This is a genomic window from Acinetobacter sp. 809848, assembly GCF_000581275.1.
GTDB classification, from domain to species: Bacteria; Pseudomonadota; Gammaproteobacteria; order Pseudomonadales; family Moraxellaceae; genus Acinetobacter; species Acinetobacter pittii.
The window spans coordinates 37478-52797 of record NZ_JEXG01000028.1 but is presented as its reverse complement, the minus strand read 5'-3'; the positions used below and the strand labels follow the sequence as shown (position 1 = coordinate 52797).

The 15320-nt window shown below is 38.9% G+C and carries 12 protein-coding genes; 3 read left to right on the top strand and 9 right to left on the bottom strand.

The features are described 5' to 3' along the window. Positions 1-446 precede the first annotated feature (446 nt). The gene (gene tyrS / locus J536_RS18390; protein WP_017481201.1) at positions 447-1679 is read right to left on the bottom strand and encodes a tyrosine--tRNA ligase; all 1233 of its coding nucleotides are present in this window, start codon (positions 1677-1679) and stop codon (positions 447-449) included. Positions 1680-1740: 61 nt separating this feature from the next. Between tyrS and J536_RS18385 the strand changes: the two genes are divergently transcribed. After that, the gene (locus J536_RS18385) at positions 1741-2868 is read left to right on the top strand and encodes an anhydro-N-acetylmuramic acid kinase (RefSeq protein ID WP_005804870.1); all 1128 of its coding nucleotides are present in this window, start codon (positions 1741-1743) and stop codon (positions 2866-2868) included. A 127-nt stretch (positions 2869-2995) separates the two neighbouring features. Further along, positions 2996-3838, top strand: coding sequence for an alpha/beta fold hydrolase (locus tag J536_RS18380; protein ID WP_032063554.1), 843 nt, complete (start codon positions 2996-2998; stop codon positions 3836-3838). A 60-nt stretch (positions 3839-3898) separates the two neighbouring features. On the opposite strand, the gene erpA is transcribed toward J536_RS18380, so the two are convergent. The 4 genes from erpA to J536_RS18360 form a co-directional block, all read right to left on the bottom strand. Continuing rightward, entirely contained in the window at positions 3899-4234 is a 336-nt protein-coding gene (gene erpA, locus J536_RS18375; protein ID WP_002115421.1) for an iron-sulfur cluster insertion protein ErpA, read from the bottom strand. 124 nt (positions 4235-4358) lie between these two features. Further along, complete coding sequence (locus J536_RS18370; RefSeq protein ID WP_005804873.1) at positions 4359-5363, bottom strand: putative solute-binding protein; 1005 nt, start codon at positions 5361-5363, stop codon at positions 4359-4361. Positions 5364-5714: 351 nt separating this feature from the next. Further along, positions 5715-6722, bottom strand: coding sequence for a putative solute-binding protein (locus tag J536_RS25745; protein ID WP_002115480.1), 1008 nt, complete (start codon positions 6720-6722; stop codon positions 5715-5717). 255 nt (positions 6723-6977) lie between these two features. Continuing rightward, entirely contained in the window at positions 6978-7982 is a 1005-nt protein-coding gene (locus J536_RS18360) for a putative solute-binding protein (protein ID WP_032012807.1), read from the bottom strand. A 253-nt stretch (positions 7983-8235) separates the two neighbouring features. Here J536_RS18360 and J536_RS18355 point away from each other — a divergent pair, with 253 nt between their 5' ends. Continuing rightward, positions 8236-10164: an ATP-binding cassette domain-containing protein gene (locus J536_RS18355; protein ID WP_017386213.1), complete on the top strand. Its 1929-nt coding sequence runs from the start codon at positions 8236-8238 to the stop codon at positions 10162-10164. Positions 10165-10214: 50 nt separating this feature from the next. On the opposite strand, the gene J536_RS18350 is transcribed toward J536_RS18355, so the two are convergent. The 4 genes from J536_RS18350 to recF all read right to left on the bottom strand — a co-directional run bounded on the left by J536_RS18350 (position 10215) and on the right by recF (position 15308). After that, positions 10215-11141, bottom strand: a complete 927-nt coding sequence (locus tag J536_RS18350; RefSeq protein ID WP_032012808.1) for a hypothetical protein — start codon at positions 11139-11141, stop codon at positions 10215-10217. 135 nt (positions 11142-11276) lie between these two features. Then, complete coding sequence (gene cybC / locus J536_RS18345; protein WP_032012809.1) at positions 11277-11669, bottom strand: cytochrome b562; 393 nt, start codon at positions 11667-11669, stop codon at positions 11277-11279. 35 nt (positions 11670-11704) lie between these two features. Next, the gene (gene gyrB, locus J536_RS18340; RefSeq protein WP_032063553.1) at positions 11705-14173 is read right to left on the bottom strand and encodes a DNA topoisomerase (ATP-hydrolyzing) subunit B; all 2469 of its coding nucleotides are present in this window, start codon (positions 14171-14173) and stop codon (positions 11705-11707) included. Positions 14174-14225: 52 nt separating this feature from the next. After that, entirely contained in the window at positions 14226-15308 is a 1083-nt protein-coding gene (gene recF / locus J536_RS18335) for a DNA replication/repair protein RecF (RefSeq protein ID WP_002115479.1), read from the bottom strand. Positions 15309-15320: the final 12 nt, after the last annotated feature.

The following is a 15320-nucleotide window of genomic DNA, read 5'->3' as shown; positions in this document are numbered from 1 at the left end:
CCTTTGCAAGGGGTATTTCAGCCTTTTTCACTTGAGTGCCGTTTTTTTCTACTATTTTGCGAAAAAAGTGATATATATGGCTTTTTTTTAGGCATTTTCACTGCCTTTTATTAGTTTTATATTTAAAAATTTGGGACATTTTTAATTTCCTATGTCTTTAATAGAGTTTATAGACATATATAGTCCCTTAATTCCAAAGATTCCAAAGATTCCAAAGATTCCAAAGATTCCAAAGATTCCAAAGATTCCAAAGATTCCAAAGATTCCAAAGACAGACTAGAGCAAATACTCTATTTATTGATTAATACTTTCTATTCTTTACTTATTCTATTTTTCTACTTATTAAGTTAATTACAAACTGTTCCACGTGGAACGCTTAATTGATTTTGTGATCAGAAATAAAAAAGCAGGATTACTCCTGCTTTTTACTCTATAACTTTATTTTATTAGTCAGTGAAAATTACACGTGCAATTGCTTTTTTACCTGATTGAATAATAAAGCTTCCTTTTTCTTTTACAGAGAAGCTTGCATCAACGGCATTCCAGTCAACTTTTACCGCACCACGAGCAACCGCATCTTTTGCCGCAGCTGCATTTGGATTTAAGCCTGCTACACGTAAAATCGTAGCAATAAAGATTTCTCCTCCAAACTCACCAAGTGAAATAGTCACTTCTGGTGTGTCTTCAGGTACTTCACCTTCTGTAATACGGTTACCAGCACTCTTATGGGCATTAGCAGCAGCTTCTGCATCATGGAAGCGTTCAACTAGCTCAAGCGCAAGAATACGTTTTACTTCTTGCGGATTACGACCAGCAGCAATTTCATCTAATAGAGCTTTGATCTCATCAAGAGATTTGAAGCTTAATAAATCGAAATAGCGTTCAATTAAAGAGTCTGGCATTGATAAAACTTTTTGGTACATTGCCCCTGGTGTATCAAATACACCAATATAGTTACCTAAAGATTTAGACATTTTATTTACGCCATCTAGACCTTCTAGAATCGGCACGGTGATACACACTTGAGATTCTTGGCCATAACGGCTTTGTAAAGTACGACCCATAAGTAAGTTAAAGGTCTGGTCTGTACCGCCTAACTCAACGTCAGCTTCAAGCGCAATTGAGTCATAACCTTGAACTAAAGGATATAAAAACTCATGAATTGCAATCGGCTGGTGGTTGCTATAACGCTTTGTAAAGTCATCGCGCTCTAACATACGTGATACGGTTTGCTGGCTTGCTAATTGAATAAGGTCAGCAGCAGACTTTTGATTAAACCATTCTGAGTTAAAACGTACTTTTGTTTTATTCGGGTCTAATATCTTGAATACTTGCTCTTGATAAGTTTTAGCGTTGGCTTCTACTTGTTCACGTGACAACGGTGGACGAGTTGCGCTTTTACCAGTTGGGTCACCAATCATCGCTGTATAGTCACCAATTAAGAAGGTAACTTCATGGCCCAAGTCTTGGAAAGTTTTTAGTTTATTAATAAGAACCGTATGTCCTAAATGTAAATCTGGTGCTGTAGGGTCAAAACCAGCTTTAATTTTAAGAGGACGATTCTCTTTAAGCTTTTTCAGTAAATCTTCTTCTGAAATAATTTCGTGCGTGCCTCGTTGGATGAGGGCAAGCTGTTCTTCGGCGGGCAAGAAATTTGACATCACAAAACCTAAACACATCAGTTATTCAATTTGTGCGATATACTAACATTTTTTCAGCGTCTTGCAGGGGAAGTTGCATATGAGCGCAATCTATATCGGCGTAATGACTGGCACTAGTATGGATGGTGTGGATATTGTAGCGGCTTCATTTGAGCCACTACAGCTTCATGCCACTCTTACAGTTCCATTCGAACCCGAGTTACGTGATGAGCTTATGGCATTAACTTTACCTGATGACAATGAAATTGACCGCATGGGTAAAGCTGATGTTGCCCTAGCCCAAATGATTGGTCATGGGATTAATACTCTCATTGAAAAGCACCAATTAGACCGTAGCCAAATTAAAGCAATTGGGTCGCATGGGCAAACCATTCGTCACCGTCCAGAACATGGATTTACGCTACAAATTGGCGATCCCAACATCATTACTGAAATCACTCAGATTCCGGTTGTTTCAGATTTCCGTCGTAGAGATATGGCAGCAGGTGGTCAAGGCGCGCCATTAGTTCCGGCTTTCCATCAAGCATTATTTCAACATCCAAGTATTCATCGTGTAATTTTGAATTTGGGTGGTATTGCTAATGTGAGTATGCTGCCTGCCAATAACAGTGACGGCGTATTTGGTTTTGATACAGGTCCTGCAAATATTTTGATGGATGCGTGGTGTCATCGCCACACAGGTCATCCATATGATGAAAATGGTGATTGGGCTGCTTATGGTCATCCTATCCGCTCTTTACTCGACCGTCTCCATGCGCATGAATATTTTTCTAAAGAACCGCCTAAGAGCACGGGACGTGAAGACTTTAATATTGACTGGTTGGACGACCAGTTAATCGATTGGCGAAATGATTTAACTTATGATGAGTTAGAAGATACCCCTGAAAACATTCAAGCAACCCTATTAAAACTTACTGTGCGTGCCATTCAAAAAGCAATTTATCGCTCTGAGATGGAAACAGGTGAAGTATATGTTTGTGGTGGTGGAGCTTATAACTCTTATTTACTAGAACAATTACGTTGGCGTTTACGTAAACATAATTGGTCTGTTCAACCTACCGATGTTTTAGGACTTTCCCCTACTTGGGTCGAGGCTACAGCATTTGCATGGTTAGCAATGCGTTTTGTAAATGGTTTAAGTGGTAATTTGCCCGCAGTAACAGGTGCTTCGGATTTCAGAATCCTAGGTACGATCACGGCAGTATAAAACTATTTATTGATTTGTTTGGTTAGATTCGACCTCATAGCACATTTACTGACCCGAAATGCTGTTATGTAAATGAGCATAAAAACTCATGATAAATGCCGATAAAAATAATTTAAGGCATGTTTGTATGGATCTGACCAAACGTATTCATCAATATACACGCGGGGCTTGGACATTCGATGTGATTGATTCAGGCCCTATAGATGGTCCTCTCGTTGTTTTATTGCATGGTTTTCCAGAAACTGCTCATAGTTGGGAGCAGACTTCGGAATTATTGCATGAGCATCAATTTAGAACACTTGCGATTCATCAACGTGGTTATAGTTTAAATGCTAGGCCTCAAAGCCGCTTTGAATATGCTTTAAGTGAGCTAGTCGAAGATGTTGCGATTTTTATTGAGAAGCTTGGTCAGCCAGTTTACTTAATTGGGCACGACTGGGGCTCGGCAATTGCTTCCGGTGTTGCTATGAAGTATCCACAATATATTCAACACCTCACTTTAGTTTCTGTCCCCCATCAAGCTGCATTTTTAAAAGCTTGTTTAAACAGTAGACAACTTTTTAAATCTTATTATTTTGCAATTTTTCAGCTACCGATTCTGCCCGAACTTTTATTTAAAAAGATACCTAAATTGGGTCGTAAGTTTCTAAAGTCATCAGGCATGACTGAACAGCAAATTGCGATATTTGAGGCTGAGTTTATAAAGGAAAATAGATTAACCACGGCGTTGAATTGGTATCGTGGCTTTTTTTGGGACAAACCTCAAAATCCGTTTAAAGCCATAGATGTCCCCACTCTTTTTATTTGGGGTAAACATGATATTGCCGTTACAGAAAAAAGCGCCGAGCTAAACTCACATTATTTTAAAAATAGTTATGAAGCAGTTTTTATGAATGCGTCGCACTGGATTCCATATCAGAATGCACCTGAACTGGTACAATACTTTTTAGAATCTGTCCGTAAAAAATAATGATTTGATCAATAAAAAAACCTCTCAAAATAGAGAGGTTTTTTAAATTTTAAAATTCTTTTAAATCGAGAATGAAGAACCACAACCACATGTTGTTGTTGCATTCGGGTTTTGTACGATAAAACGCGAACCTTCAAGACCTTCTACATAGTCAACTACTGAACCAATAAGGTATTGGTAACTAAGTGAGTCAACCAGCATTTTTACATCGCCATTTACGAATTCTGCATCATCTTCATTTACGCTTTCAGCAAAATTAAAGCCATACGAAAACCCTGAACACCCGCCTCCTGTTACATACACACGTAACATGAGATCGTCATTCCCTTCACTATCACGGAGTTGGCGTACCTTATTGGCAGCATTATCTGTCAAAACTAGAGCTTGGGCATTCATGATGATTGTTCCTCGGATTTTGCTGTGCCTTTCAAAATAAAAAAGACCCTATATTGAGTATAGCATAATCAATATAGGGTCTGTCTTCGAAGTTTAAAGCGAATCTTGAGTATTTTTATCAAGATTATTTGTAATTCTCATCCTGTAAGCCACATTCGAAGTTTTTAGCATCTTGCTTACAACGGAATTGCCATAGTAATTTCATCATGCGTTTATCGTAGACACCGCGTTGTGTAAGGTTAATTCGAGACTCACGCATAAGCTTTTGGTAACCCGGTTTATCGGCTGCTGGGACATCCATCCAGTATTTTTGTGGAATATCAGCTTTCATCTTACCCAAGATGGTAAAAGCACGTGGTAGCTGACCCGAAACCCATTCCCTAGATTTCTGGCCAAAACCAGCTGGGAACTTATCAGGTCGGATAATAATATTTCCTGTGACCTGTAAGATTGGATAATTCACGATCGCACCTTTTGTTCCTAAACCTTTTTGTAGTTCTAAAGGCTTAAATGCTGCTGCTGGCGCACCAATAATATCAACTTGATGGTTATTAAATTTCGCACCAAAATTTGTTACGTCAGCACTCACAGCCTGTGCACCTACCTGCTGAACCATAATTTTTTGAGCTTCATCATAGTCAAGAACAGCAATTTTCTTACCGGCGGCTTTCGCTACCGTATTGATGCTGCGATCATTTACTAAAAGGTAAGCATCACCAACTGGAATAACACCCACAACCTCATAGCGACCATTAACCATATATTTACTAAAAGTCGGACTCGCTAAACCTTGCATCACTTTTACAGCAAGCTTGAGGTCAGGAATCGCTCCAATTGCGTCTAATGACCCTGTAAATGAGTTAAATTGGCGACCACGCATCCCTGACACGCTAATACCATCACATTTACCCGCTTTAAAATCTTCAGCAATCACGGCTTCATTCTGGTTTACTTTAAGCTCGATATCAGCTCCCCAGTTTTTAGCGGCAAGTTGATAATCCTTCATCAGCGCATAAACATCGCCATTTTTTCCAACGAAGTCAAAAACACATACTGTTTGTTTAGCCTCGGCTGCAAAAGAAACTGTAGTAAGTCCCATCGCAAGTAATAGCGTTTTGGAAAATTGCATATTCTTTTTCCTTTCCTTGTGGAGTTTTTGTTTTTCGATACCAAGAAATTTCACACCATCAGGTATGAATCGGATAGGCTTCATATAAAAATCATGTTGGAATATTTGTATAGACCGTATTTGCTTTTATGATTTTATTTCCCTGAAAAATAGATAGCGATTGATCTATCTATTAGCAATTATTTTAATCACTCAAGTCCTTGATCCATTTTTATACCTTCATGTTTCCTTATGAAGTTTTTATCTAAATTTAGCTTAACGTCTTTCTATTTATCCACAATGGCAGAACTGACAGCGCATATAAAACAAAAAGCCTAGAACTCAGTCTAGGCTTTTTGAAAGAAATTAGGATTATTCACCAGGCATTGAACATTCAAAGTTCGCCTTGTCTACAGAACAACGTGCTTTTTTGAGTACAGACATCATTCCAGCATCGTAAACACCGCGTTTAGTTAAGTCCATACGGCCATCACGCAACATTTTTTGATACTTAAGTTTATCTTCTGCACTTAAGTTCATTTTGTATTTGCCAGGAATTTGCGCTTCTAAACGGTTGATCATTGCAAAGCTCTTAGGTAACTGTTTAACAAACCAGTCACGAGATTTTTGACCAAAACCAGCTGGGAATTTATCAGAACGTAATACTAGATCTGCTGTAACGTGTAATACAGGGAAGTTCCACATTACACCGTTTGCGCCTAAACCTTTATTTAATTCTAATGGTTTGTAAGCATAAGCAGGCGCACCTACCATATCTACCTGACCATTGTTAAATTTAGCAGCAAAGTTTGAGATATCAGAAAGAACTGCTTGAGCACCTACACGTTGCACCATAATTTTTTGTGCATCGTCATAGCCAAGTACAGCGAATTTTTTACCCGCAGCTTTTTCAACAGAATTGATGTTTTTGTCGCGTACGAAAATGAAAGCTGAACCTAGCGGAGAAATACCAGCAACTTCGTATTTTTTACCACCCATATTTGTGGTCATTTTTGCTGCATTACGTGCATCTAATACATAAGTAATTGCACGTTGAGCGATTTGGTTATTTGGAACACCACCAAGTGAGTCGATAGATCCTGCGAATTTGTTATATTGGCGTGCACGCATTGCTGTCATTGCCACAGCATCACATTTACCCGCTTTAAAATCATTATCGGCAACAGCCTCGTCCTGACGAGGAACTAAGTTAATTTCAGTACCCCAGCCTTTTGCAGCAAGAGCCCATTCTTCCATCATTTTATATGAGTCGCCTGCTTTTCCTAAGAGGTCGAATACACATACGGTACTCGCTGCTTGCGCTGAAGCAGAAAAACCAACAACAGAAGCGGCAGCCATAGCAAGTACGATTTTTTTCATTTTCTTCATCCTTCCACGGAACAGATTTTTTGTTTGAAGTTTCCTTTCAAACACAGATATTAATCATGTTTTTTAGAAAAAAATAGAGCTTTTACTCAAATATTTTTATCTCATTGAACCATTGTTTGTTGGTTTTAAATTATTTATTAAAAGGAAAAATCGCTAATTTTCCGTAAGTTACTTTTTATATTCACAATTTTCATACCCATATTCAGCTTTGAAATATATGTAGCGTTTTTGTGTTTAAAAAATAAACTACTCTCCATTAAGCGTACATTCAAAATTTGTCCGTTCAACTGTACAGCGGGCGCGCTTTAGCACACTCATCATTGTTGCATCGTATACACCTTGTTTTGTTAAGCTGAGGCGACCTTCACGTAAAATTTTTTGATATTTAGTTTTGTCTTCTGCTGAAAAATTAATTTTAATTTTTGAGGGTACGCCCATTTCTAGCCGTTTTATCATGGCAAAATTCTGAGGTAATTTTTGTATAAACCAAGTACGTGACTTTATACCGAAATCTGTGGGGAACTTATCACTTCGGGCAATTAAATCACCCGTAACGTTAACTACGGGGAAAGTAAACATTGCCCCTTTCACGCCAACCCCTTTACCAATCTCTAAAGGTTTATAAGCATAGGCTGGTGCCGCAATTGCATCGACTTGGCCACTATTAAACTTTTTCACAAAATCGGTAATTTCTGAAGGAATGGGCTGAGCGCCAACGCTTTCCACCATAATTTTTTGTGCTGCGTCATATTGCAAAATAGCAAACTTAGTTCCACGTACTTTTTCAATTGAATTAAGATTTTTATCTCTCACAAATAAATAAGCCAATCCAATCTGAACAATACCAACGACCTCGTAATTGGTTCCATTTTGTGCAGTCACCATGCGATGTTTATTACGCTTATCTAAAACATAACTAATAGCTTTTTGAGCAATTGCATTACTAGTTACCCCTCCAATCGCATCAATTGAACCTGCAAATTTATTATAATTTCGCGCCCGCATGGAGGTCATATAAGCGGCGTCACACTTACCTTCACGCAGTCTACGGTCAACTAAGCCTTCATCTTGAAATGGAATTAAAGTGATATCTGCTTGCCATTCTTTCGCTGCAAGCGCCCACTCTTCCATCATTTTATAGGACTCACCTGACTTTCCTAATAAATCAAACACACAGACATTTTGTCCTGCATGTACTGTCCCCACAGCACAGCAAAATGCTGCACCAATTATCCCCAATCTTTTTTTCATTTGACTTTCCTTAGTCTAGTTTTATTAGTAGCTCATTAATCAACCAAATTTTAAACAGTTTTTATTTTAGCCATATTTTTTTAAAAGTATTCTATCTTGTTCAATATTTTGAAAATTTCGGATGAATAGCGAAATTTAGACTGTCTTGATATATCTAATTATTAATACCTGCTCACTAAAATCCGGAAAGTTTTGTTTTCATCGGCAGTTCTCTTTAAAATACAGCATCCCTAACTCACCTCGATACAATAAGATGATTCAATTTGACCAAGTTTCTTTACGCCGCGGTGGACGTGTTCTATTTCAAAAAGCGTCTATGCAATTACACCCAGGTTGGAAGATTGGTCTAACTGGTGTAAATGGCGCAGGTAAATCGACCTTATTTGCTGCATTACTTGGAAGTTTAGGTGCAGATGAAGGTTCACTTACTCGTCCGACAGGCTGGACCGTGGCGCATATGGCGCAAGAAGTAAAAGCCCTAGATATGCCTGCAATTGATTTTGTTCTTTCAGGTGATGAAGAGTTTTGGGATATTCAAAATAAGCTTGCTCAACCAGATCAACTGACTGATTTTGAACTGGCTAAATTGCATGGCCGCTTTGATGAAATTCATGGTTATTCAGCGCCCTCTAAAGCTGCGCAGCTCATGGCAGGTCTTGGCTTTCTAGAAAATCAATTACGTTTGAACGTTGAGAGCTTCTCAGGTGGATGGCGTATGCGTTTAAATTTGGCGCGTACATTGATGAGTCGTTCTGATCTACTCTTACTGGATGAACCAACAAACCACTTAGATTTGGATGCAATTCTGTGGTTAGAAGATTGGCTTAAAGCCTATGAAGGTACACTCATTCTAATTTCGCATGACCGCGACTTTTTAGATGCGATTACAGATCATATTCTTCACATTGAAAATCAAGAACTCACACTTTACACCGGAAACTACTCTACATTTGAAACCACACGTAGTGAACGTCTTGCTCAGCAACAACAAGCTTTTGAGAAGCAACAAGAAACACGTGCTCACTTACAAAAGTTTATTGACCGTTTTAAAGCAAAAGCGACTAAAGCTCGTCAGGCACAAAGTCGTATTAAACAACTTGAGCGCATGCAGCAACTTGCACCAGCCCATGTAGATACGCCGTTTACATTTAGTTTTCGTGAACCGACTAAAATGAGTTCACCTTTGCTGACTTTAGATAATGCCAGCATTGGTTATGGTGATAAACAGATAGCCGAAAAAATCAGATTACAAATTACACCAAACTCACGTATTGGCTTACTGGGTATGAACGGCGCAGGTAAGTCAACATTGATTAAGAGCTTGGTTGGTGATCTACCACTCTTGGCAGGTGAACGTAAAGCTTCCGAGCTGCTTAATATTGGTTACTTTGCGCAGCACCAGATGGATGCTTTAGATGGCAATGCTAGCCCAATGCTACAGCTTGCCCGTATAGCAGATAAACAAATTAGTGAAGCCACTCTACGTTCTTTCTTAGGTAGTTTTGGCTTTAGTGGTGAACGCATGGATACGCCATGTGAAAGCTTTTCTGGTGGAGAACGCGCTCGTTTAGCCCTAGCACTGATTGTATGGCAGCGTCCAAATGTTTTAATTCTCGATGAACCGACGAACCATTTAGATCTTGATATGCGTCATGCACTGAGCATGGCATTACAAGATTTTGAAGGTGCTGTTGTTCTGGTTTCCCACGAACGTCAACTTATTGCAAGTGTATGTGATGAGCTTCTTTTAGTACACGGCGGTAAATGTACTGAGTTCGAGGGTGATTTACAGGACTATGCTAAATGGCTACGTGAAGCACGTCAGCAACAAATCAATGCTCAGACTGCTGTGGCACAGAACAATTCGTCCTCTGCCGCTCCAGCGCCTGCTAAAGTTGATAAAGAAGCACAGCGTAAAGAAGCAGCTCGTCGTCGTGAACAGACTCGACCTATTCGTAAAAATATTGAAAAAGTTGAGTCTCAAATTGAAAAGCTACAACCGCAGCTTGCCAAAATTGAAGAATCCTTAGCAGACACATCTTTATATGAGGCTGCACGTAAAGACGATTTACTCAAACTTATGAATGAACAGACTGAGCTGAAGGCTAAACTTGAGCAACACGAAGAGCAGCTTTTGGAACTCATGATGGAATTAGAAGAAATGGAAGCTTCTTTTGATTAATCCATTTTCTAAAATAAAAAAGCCGATTTCTTAATCGGCTTTTTTATTTGTTAATAAGGCGTATAAAAAGCCCCTAATTCATTTAAATTGGTATTTATCGGTAAAGGCCACACATTGCTTGATAAGCTGTCAGCGATATATAAATCGTATCCGCCTCGACTTCCTGTTTGTCCTGCAAGAGACACCACCATGTAACGCTGATCTAAAGGAGCTGGATCGGAAGTATCATAATTAATATTGTTAAATGGCAAACGTGTAGTTTGTTTATTAGCCATATCATAAATATAGATCTGGTCATGAGGATTTGTTGGGCTATACCAGCGCACATATAAGAACCGACTTCCTTGCCACCATACTGGATAATATGAAGCGATATTGGTCAGCTGTGTATCATAAGCACCCGACTGATCAATACTAAAAATTCTAGAATTATTTCCAGCACCTTTTGCATACAAAATTTGAGTGGTATTCACCATCGGATAAGGCATCGATTCTTCTATATCCCAACCATTTTGAGTCACAGAAGTCATCGTCCGATCCGTCATTTTAATGATTTTTAGATCGCCATTTTGTTTAAAAATAATACGCTGGTTATCTATAAATTTAGGGTCTTCATCGCGCTTATTATTGCCTTGAGTTAAGTTAATAGGTAACTCAGTGCTTCCGACCTTCCACACATATACATCCCATGCATCACCATAATGCTGTCCAGAATTCACTCCCATAAACGTTAACCATTTTCCATCTGGAGAGAAATGGCCATTCATCATATGGTCAATTTTCCAATTTGCGCCGAGTAATGTGGTCTGCTGTGTTGTGAAGTTATAAAGATAAAGCTTACTGTCCCATGCCTCATAATTACTATAACGATGAAATACTAATTTTCCATAAAAGGTGGGGGCTATCGCAGCATGCAGTTGAAATAAACAATTAAAAAATATGATTCCAATGCATAAGAGTTTTTGTATTTTTTTCATAATTATATTTCCTATTGTTATTAGTAAGTACCGCATAGAGAATATAACTTCGAATAGTTTACTTGTTAAACAAAATACTTTTTTCGGATACAAAAAAGGGCTAATGATGATTAGCCCTTTACCATAAAAAATCAATTATCTAAATTTTTTATGATTTTCATTACGTATTTTGACTAAATTAATTGCTTCAGTTTTGGCTTGATCTAATTGTCCTTGCTCAACTAAAACAGTTACTTTATCAATTTCGGCAACAAGCTGATCTAAACCAGCTTGATACTCTTTTACCTTTACATTTTCTGATGGCAAACCTTCGAGTTTATGCGGCAAATATTGCTTAGAAGAAACTGCTGCTTCACGCATTACAACAAGTTGTTGTTTCGCATTAGCAGCATCTTTCGCTTCAGCAAATGCTTTAGTACTCTTAGCTAAAGTTTTCATATTCGTTTCTAGGTCTGCCGCCGAAACAGCAGAACTTCCTAAAACCGCACATGAAATTAAAAGACTAGCTAATAATTTCTGACTCATCATTCTCTCCCTAGACTGATTTAGAATCATGTTATGAATTAAGCATCAATATCCGCATTTAAAGCATTCTCTTCAATGAATGCACGACGTGGTTCAACATCATCCCCCATTAAGCAAGAGAACATACGATCTGCTTCAATCGCATCATCAATTGTCACCTGCAACATATTACGGTTTTCAGGGTCCATTGTTGTTTCCCACAGCTGTTCAGCATTCATCTCTCCAAGACCTTTATAGCGTTGGATCATCATACCGCGGCGAGAATCTTGCAAAATATGTTGCCAAACTTGATGGAAGTTAGCCACTTGAATACGGCGGTCGCCTTTTTGTAAAAAAGCACCTTCTTCAAGTAAAGTGAACCAACTCTTCGAGTTTTTGAGTAAACGTGCATACTCAGCTGAATTCAATAAAGCTGCATCAAGCAAATACGCATGCGGCAGATTATGAACATAGACAGTAATACGCGGCCAATAATGCGCAGATTTTTCACCTTGAGCATTTTCACGCTCAAATGCCTCTAAAGAGATTTCTGGACGTAAACTTGGCTGTAATCTGGTAATGATATCGCGTACCTGATCTGCCCATTGTTGTACATAAGCTTCATCATGGTTTTGATCACTCTTGAATGCTTCTACTTCAAGTAAAGCATCAAGTAAGCTAGCTGGATAACGTAAAGTTAAGCGCTGTAAGCTCTTTTGTGAAACCTGATAGTCCTGAATCACTTTCGCAAGTGCTTCACCTGTAATTGCAGGTGCTTCAGCATTGGTATGTAGAGATAGCTCATCAATCGCATTTGAGATGAGATAAGTTTCTAACGCATCATTATCTTTGATGTATTGTTCTTGCTTACCTTTCTTCAATTTATACAAAGGTGGCTGAGCAATATAAATATGCCCACGCTCAACCAATTCTGGCATTTGACGGAAGAAGAACGTTAACAACAAGGTACGGATGTGCGAACCATCGACGTCGGCATCGGTCATGATAATGATTTTATGATAGCGAAGCTTATCAGGGTTATATTCTTCACGACCAATACCACAGCCAAGTGCAGTGATTAAAGTACCCACTTCCTGACTAGAAATCATTTTGTCAAAGCGTGCACGTTCAACGTTCAGGATTTTACCTTTCAACGGTAAAATAGCCTGCATTTTACGATTACGACCTTGCTTAGCACTACCACCAGCAGAGTCACCCTCGACTAGATATAATTCAGAAAGTGCCGGGTCTTTTTCCTGACAATCTGCCAATTTACCTGGTAAACCTGCAATATCAAGTGCACTCTTACGACGTGTCATTTCACGCGCCTTACGTGCAGCATCACGTGCACGCGCAGCATCAATAATTTTACCGGCAATCGATTTTGCAGCTTGCGGATTTTCAAGTAAGTAAGCAGAGAACTCTTTGTTCATTGCTTGCTCAACCGCTGGTTTTACTTCACTCGATACTAGTTTCTCTTTAGTTTGAGAAGAGAATTTCGGATCAGGTACTTTTACCGAAATAATCGCGGTTAAACCTTCTCGTGCATCATCGCCTGTCACATTGACTTTTTCTTTCTTGAGAATATTTTCATTTTCAAGATATTGGTTAAGACCACGCGTTAAAGCTGCACGGAAACCTGCTAAATGAGTACCGCCATCCTTTTGAGGAATATTGTTGGTAAAACAACGCACGTTTTCTTGATAACTTTCATTCCACTGTAATGCAACTTCTACACCAATACCGTTTTCTGTATCAGCAGTGAAATGGAAAATCTCGTTTAGATGAGTTTTACCTTCGTTAATGTATTTTACAAACTCAGATAAACCACCTTCGTAGTCATATACGTGCTCAAGGTTAATACGTTCATCACGTAAAACAATACGCACGCCCGCGTTTAAAAATGAAAGCTCTCGTAAACGACGCGCTAAAATTTCAACGTTAAAAATAGTTTGACTAAAAGTTAGTTCACTTGGCCAAAAACGTACAGTTGTACCACTGCTATCCGTTTCACCAATCACACGTAATGGATATTGCGGATCACCGTGGTGATACTCTTGTTCGTGCACTTGGCCAGCGCGATTAATAATTAAATGCAATTTACTTGAAAGTGCATTTACAACTGAAACGCCTACGCCGTGCAAACCACCTGAAACTTTATAGCTGTTGTCGTCAAACTTACCGCCTGCGTGCAAGATCGTAAGAATTACTTCCGCTGCAGACACCCCTTCTTCAGGGTGGATATCTGTTGGAATACCACGGCCATTATCAGAAACACTTACCGATTCATCTTCGTGAATCGTGACAATAATTTCGTCACAATGCCCAGCTAAAGCTTCATCGATTGCGTTATCGACAACCTCGAATACCATATGGTGTAAACCGGTACCGTCGTCTGTATCCCCAATATACATACCCGGACGTTTACGAACTGCATCTAATCCACGTAATACTTTAATACTAGAGGAATCATAAGCCTTTTCATTGGTTTGTTCTGTTTGAGAGGCTGATTGAGACTCTGAACTCATGGTTTCTCCCTAGCAAATATAGGTTTATTCAAAGATGGGTAACATCAAAAAATTATGGTGAAGCAAGACTAACTTGACCGGATTCAACATTGAATAATTGATATGAAATAGACAGATCATGTAAGTGTTTTTTTACCGATGCATGATCTAAAGTTGTCATAAAAACCTGGCTACCAAGTTGGCTTAATCGTTCAATTAAACGTTGTTGTGCGGTTAAGTCTAATTCTGCTGTCAGATCATCTAATAATACCACAGTTTCCTTATTACTCGCATGTAACATTGCAATTTGTGACAGTTTTAAGGCAATAATCAAGAGTTTTTTCTGACCTCTTGATAAAACTACATCAGCATGTCCAAACGGGGTTTTTAAGCGCAAATCTGCACGATGTGGCCCGTATTCGGTATAGCGTCGTTCGATGTCTTTTTGGTGTTGATTCAGCAAGTCTTGCATGAGTCCCTGCTCTGTATGAAAACCGGGACTATATTCCAGTTCAATCTCTAGATCAGGTAGCAATTGACTTAAATCATTTTGAAAAAAGACATTCCATTGTTCCACAATACTTAAACGCTGAGAGTGTAAAATTTCACCATAATCACTCAACATTTTATTCCACGGCTCTAAATCCGCTAGAGAAATATTCCGTCTGGTTTTAAGTAAAGTATTACGCTGCTTTAATGCACGAGAATAATATTGCCAAGCAAAATAAAATTCAGGTTCCACGTGGAACATCAGCCAATCTAAAAGCTGGCGCCGAGGTTTCGCCCCATGGTCAATAATATCTGTACTTTGTGGATCAATATGCTGCAAAGGAAGCAGTTTAGCGAGTTGTCCTTGTGTAGCCACTGTATCGCCATTGACCTTCATCAACTGCTCACCAGAGGCCAACTTTTGCATGCCAATTTTTTCAGTTGCAGATTGCGCGAAAACAATCGCATCTTCAGCAGAGTATTGAATATAATTTTTAGGTATATGGGTACGGAACGACCGCCCTGTTGCAAGCAAATGGATTGCTTCCAGTATTGAAGTTTTTCCTGAACCGTTAGCGCCATAAAATACGTTAAACGGTTGCAACCCTTGGAGTGCAACCGTTTTTAAATTACGCACACGTTCAATATTTAAACGCGTAAGATGCATATTAGATAGCCA

Bases quoted from the DNA above. Each gene is read 5' to 3' on its own strand.
- tyrS (WP_017481201.1), bottom strand. From the start codon at position 1,679: ATGTGTTTAGGTTTTGTGATGTCAAATTTCTTGCCCGCCGAAGAACAG.
- J536_RS18385 (WP_005804870.1), top strand. From the start codon at position 1,741: ATGAGCGCAATCTATATCGGCGTAATGACTGGCACTAGTATGGATGGT.
- J536_RS18380 (WP_032063554.1), top strand. From the start codon at position 2,996: ATGGATCTGACCAAACGTATTCATCAATATACACGCGGGGCTTGGACA.
- erpA (WP_002115421.1), bottom strand. From the start codon at position 4,234: ATGAATGCCCAAGCTCTAGTTTTGACAGATAATGCTGCCAATAAGGTA.
- J536_RS18370 (WP_005804873.1), bottom strand. From the start codon at position 5,363: ATGCAATTTTCCAAAACGCTATTACTTGCGATGGGACTTACTACAGTT.
- J536_RS25745 (WP_002115480.1), bottom strand. From the start codon at position 6,722: ATGAAAAAAATCGTACTTGCTATGGCTGCCGCTTCTGTTGTTGGTTTT.
- J536_RS18360 (WP_032012807.1), bottom strand. From the start codon at position 7,982: ATGAAAAAAAGATTGGGGATAATTGGTGCAGCATTTTGCTGTGCTGTG.
- J536_RS18355 (WP_017386213.1), top strand. From the start codon at position 8,236: ATGATTCAATTTGACCAAGTTTCTTTACGCCGCGGTGGACGTGTTCTA.
- J536_RS18350 (WP_032012808.1), bottom strand. From the start codon at position 11,141: ATGAAAAAAATACAAAAACTCTTATGCATTGGAATCATATTTTTTAAT.
- cybC (WP_032012809.1), bottom strand. From the start codon at position 11,669: ATGATGAGTCAGAAATTATTAGCTAGTCTTTTAATTTCATGTGCGGTT.
- gyrB (WP_032063553.1), bottom strand. From the start codon at position 14,173: ATGAGTTCAGAGTCTCAATCAGCCTCTCAAACAGAACAAACCAATGAA.
- recF (WP_002115479.1), bottom strand. From the start codon at position 15,308: ATGCATCTTACGCGTTTAAATATTGAACGTGTGCGTAATTTAAAAACG.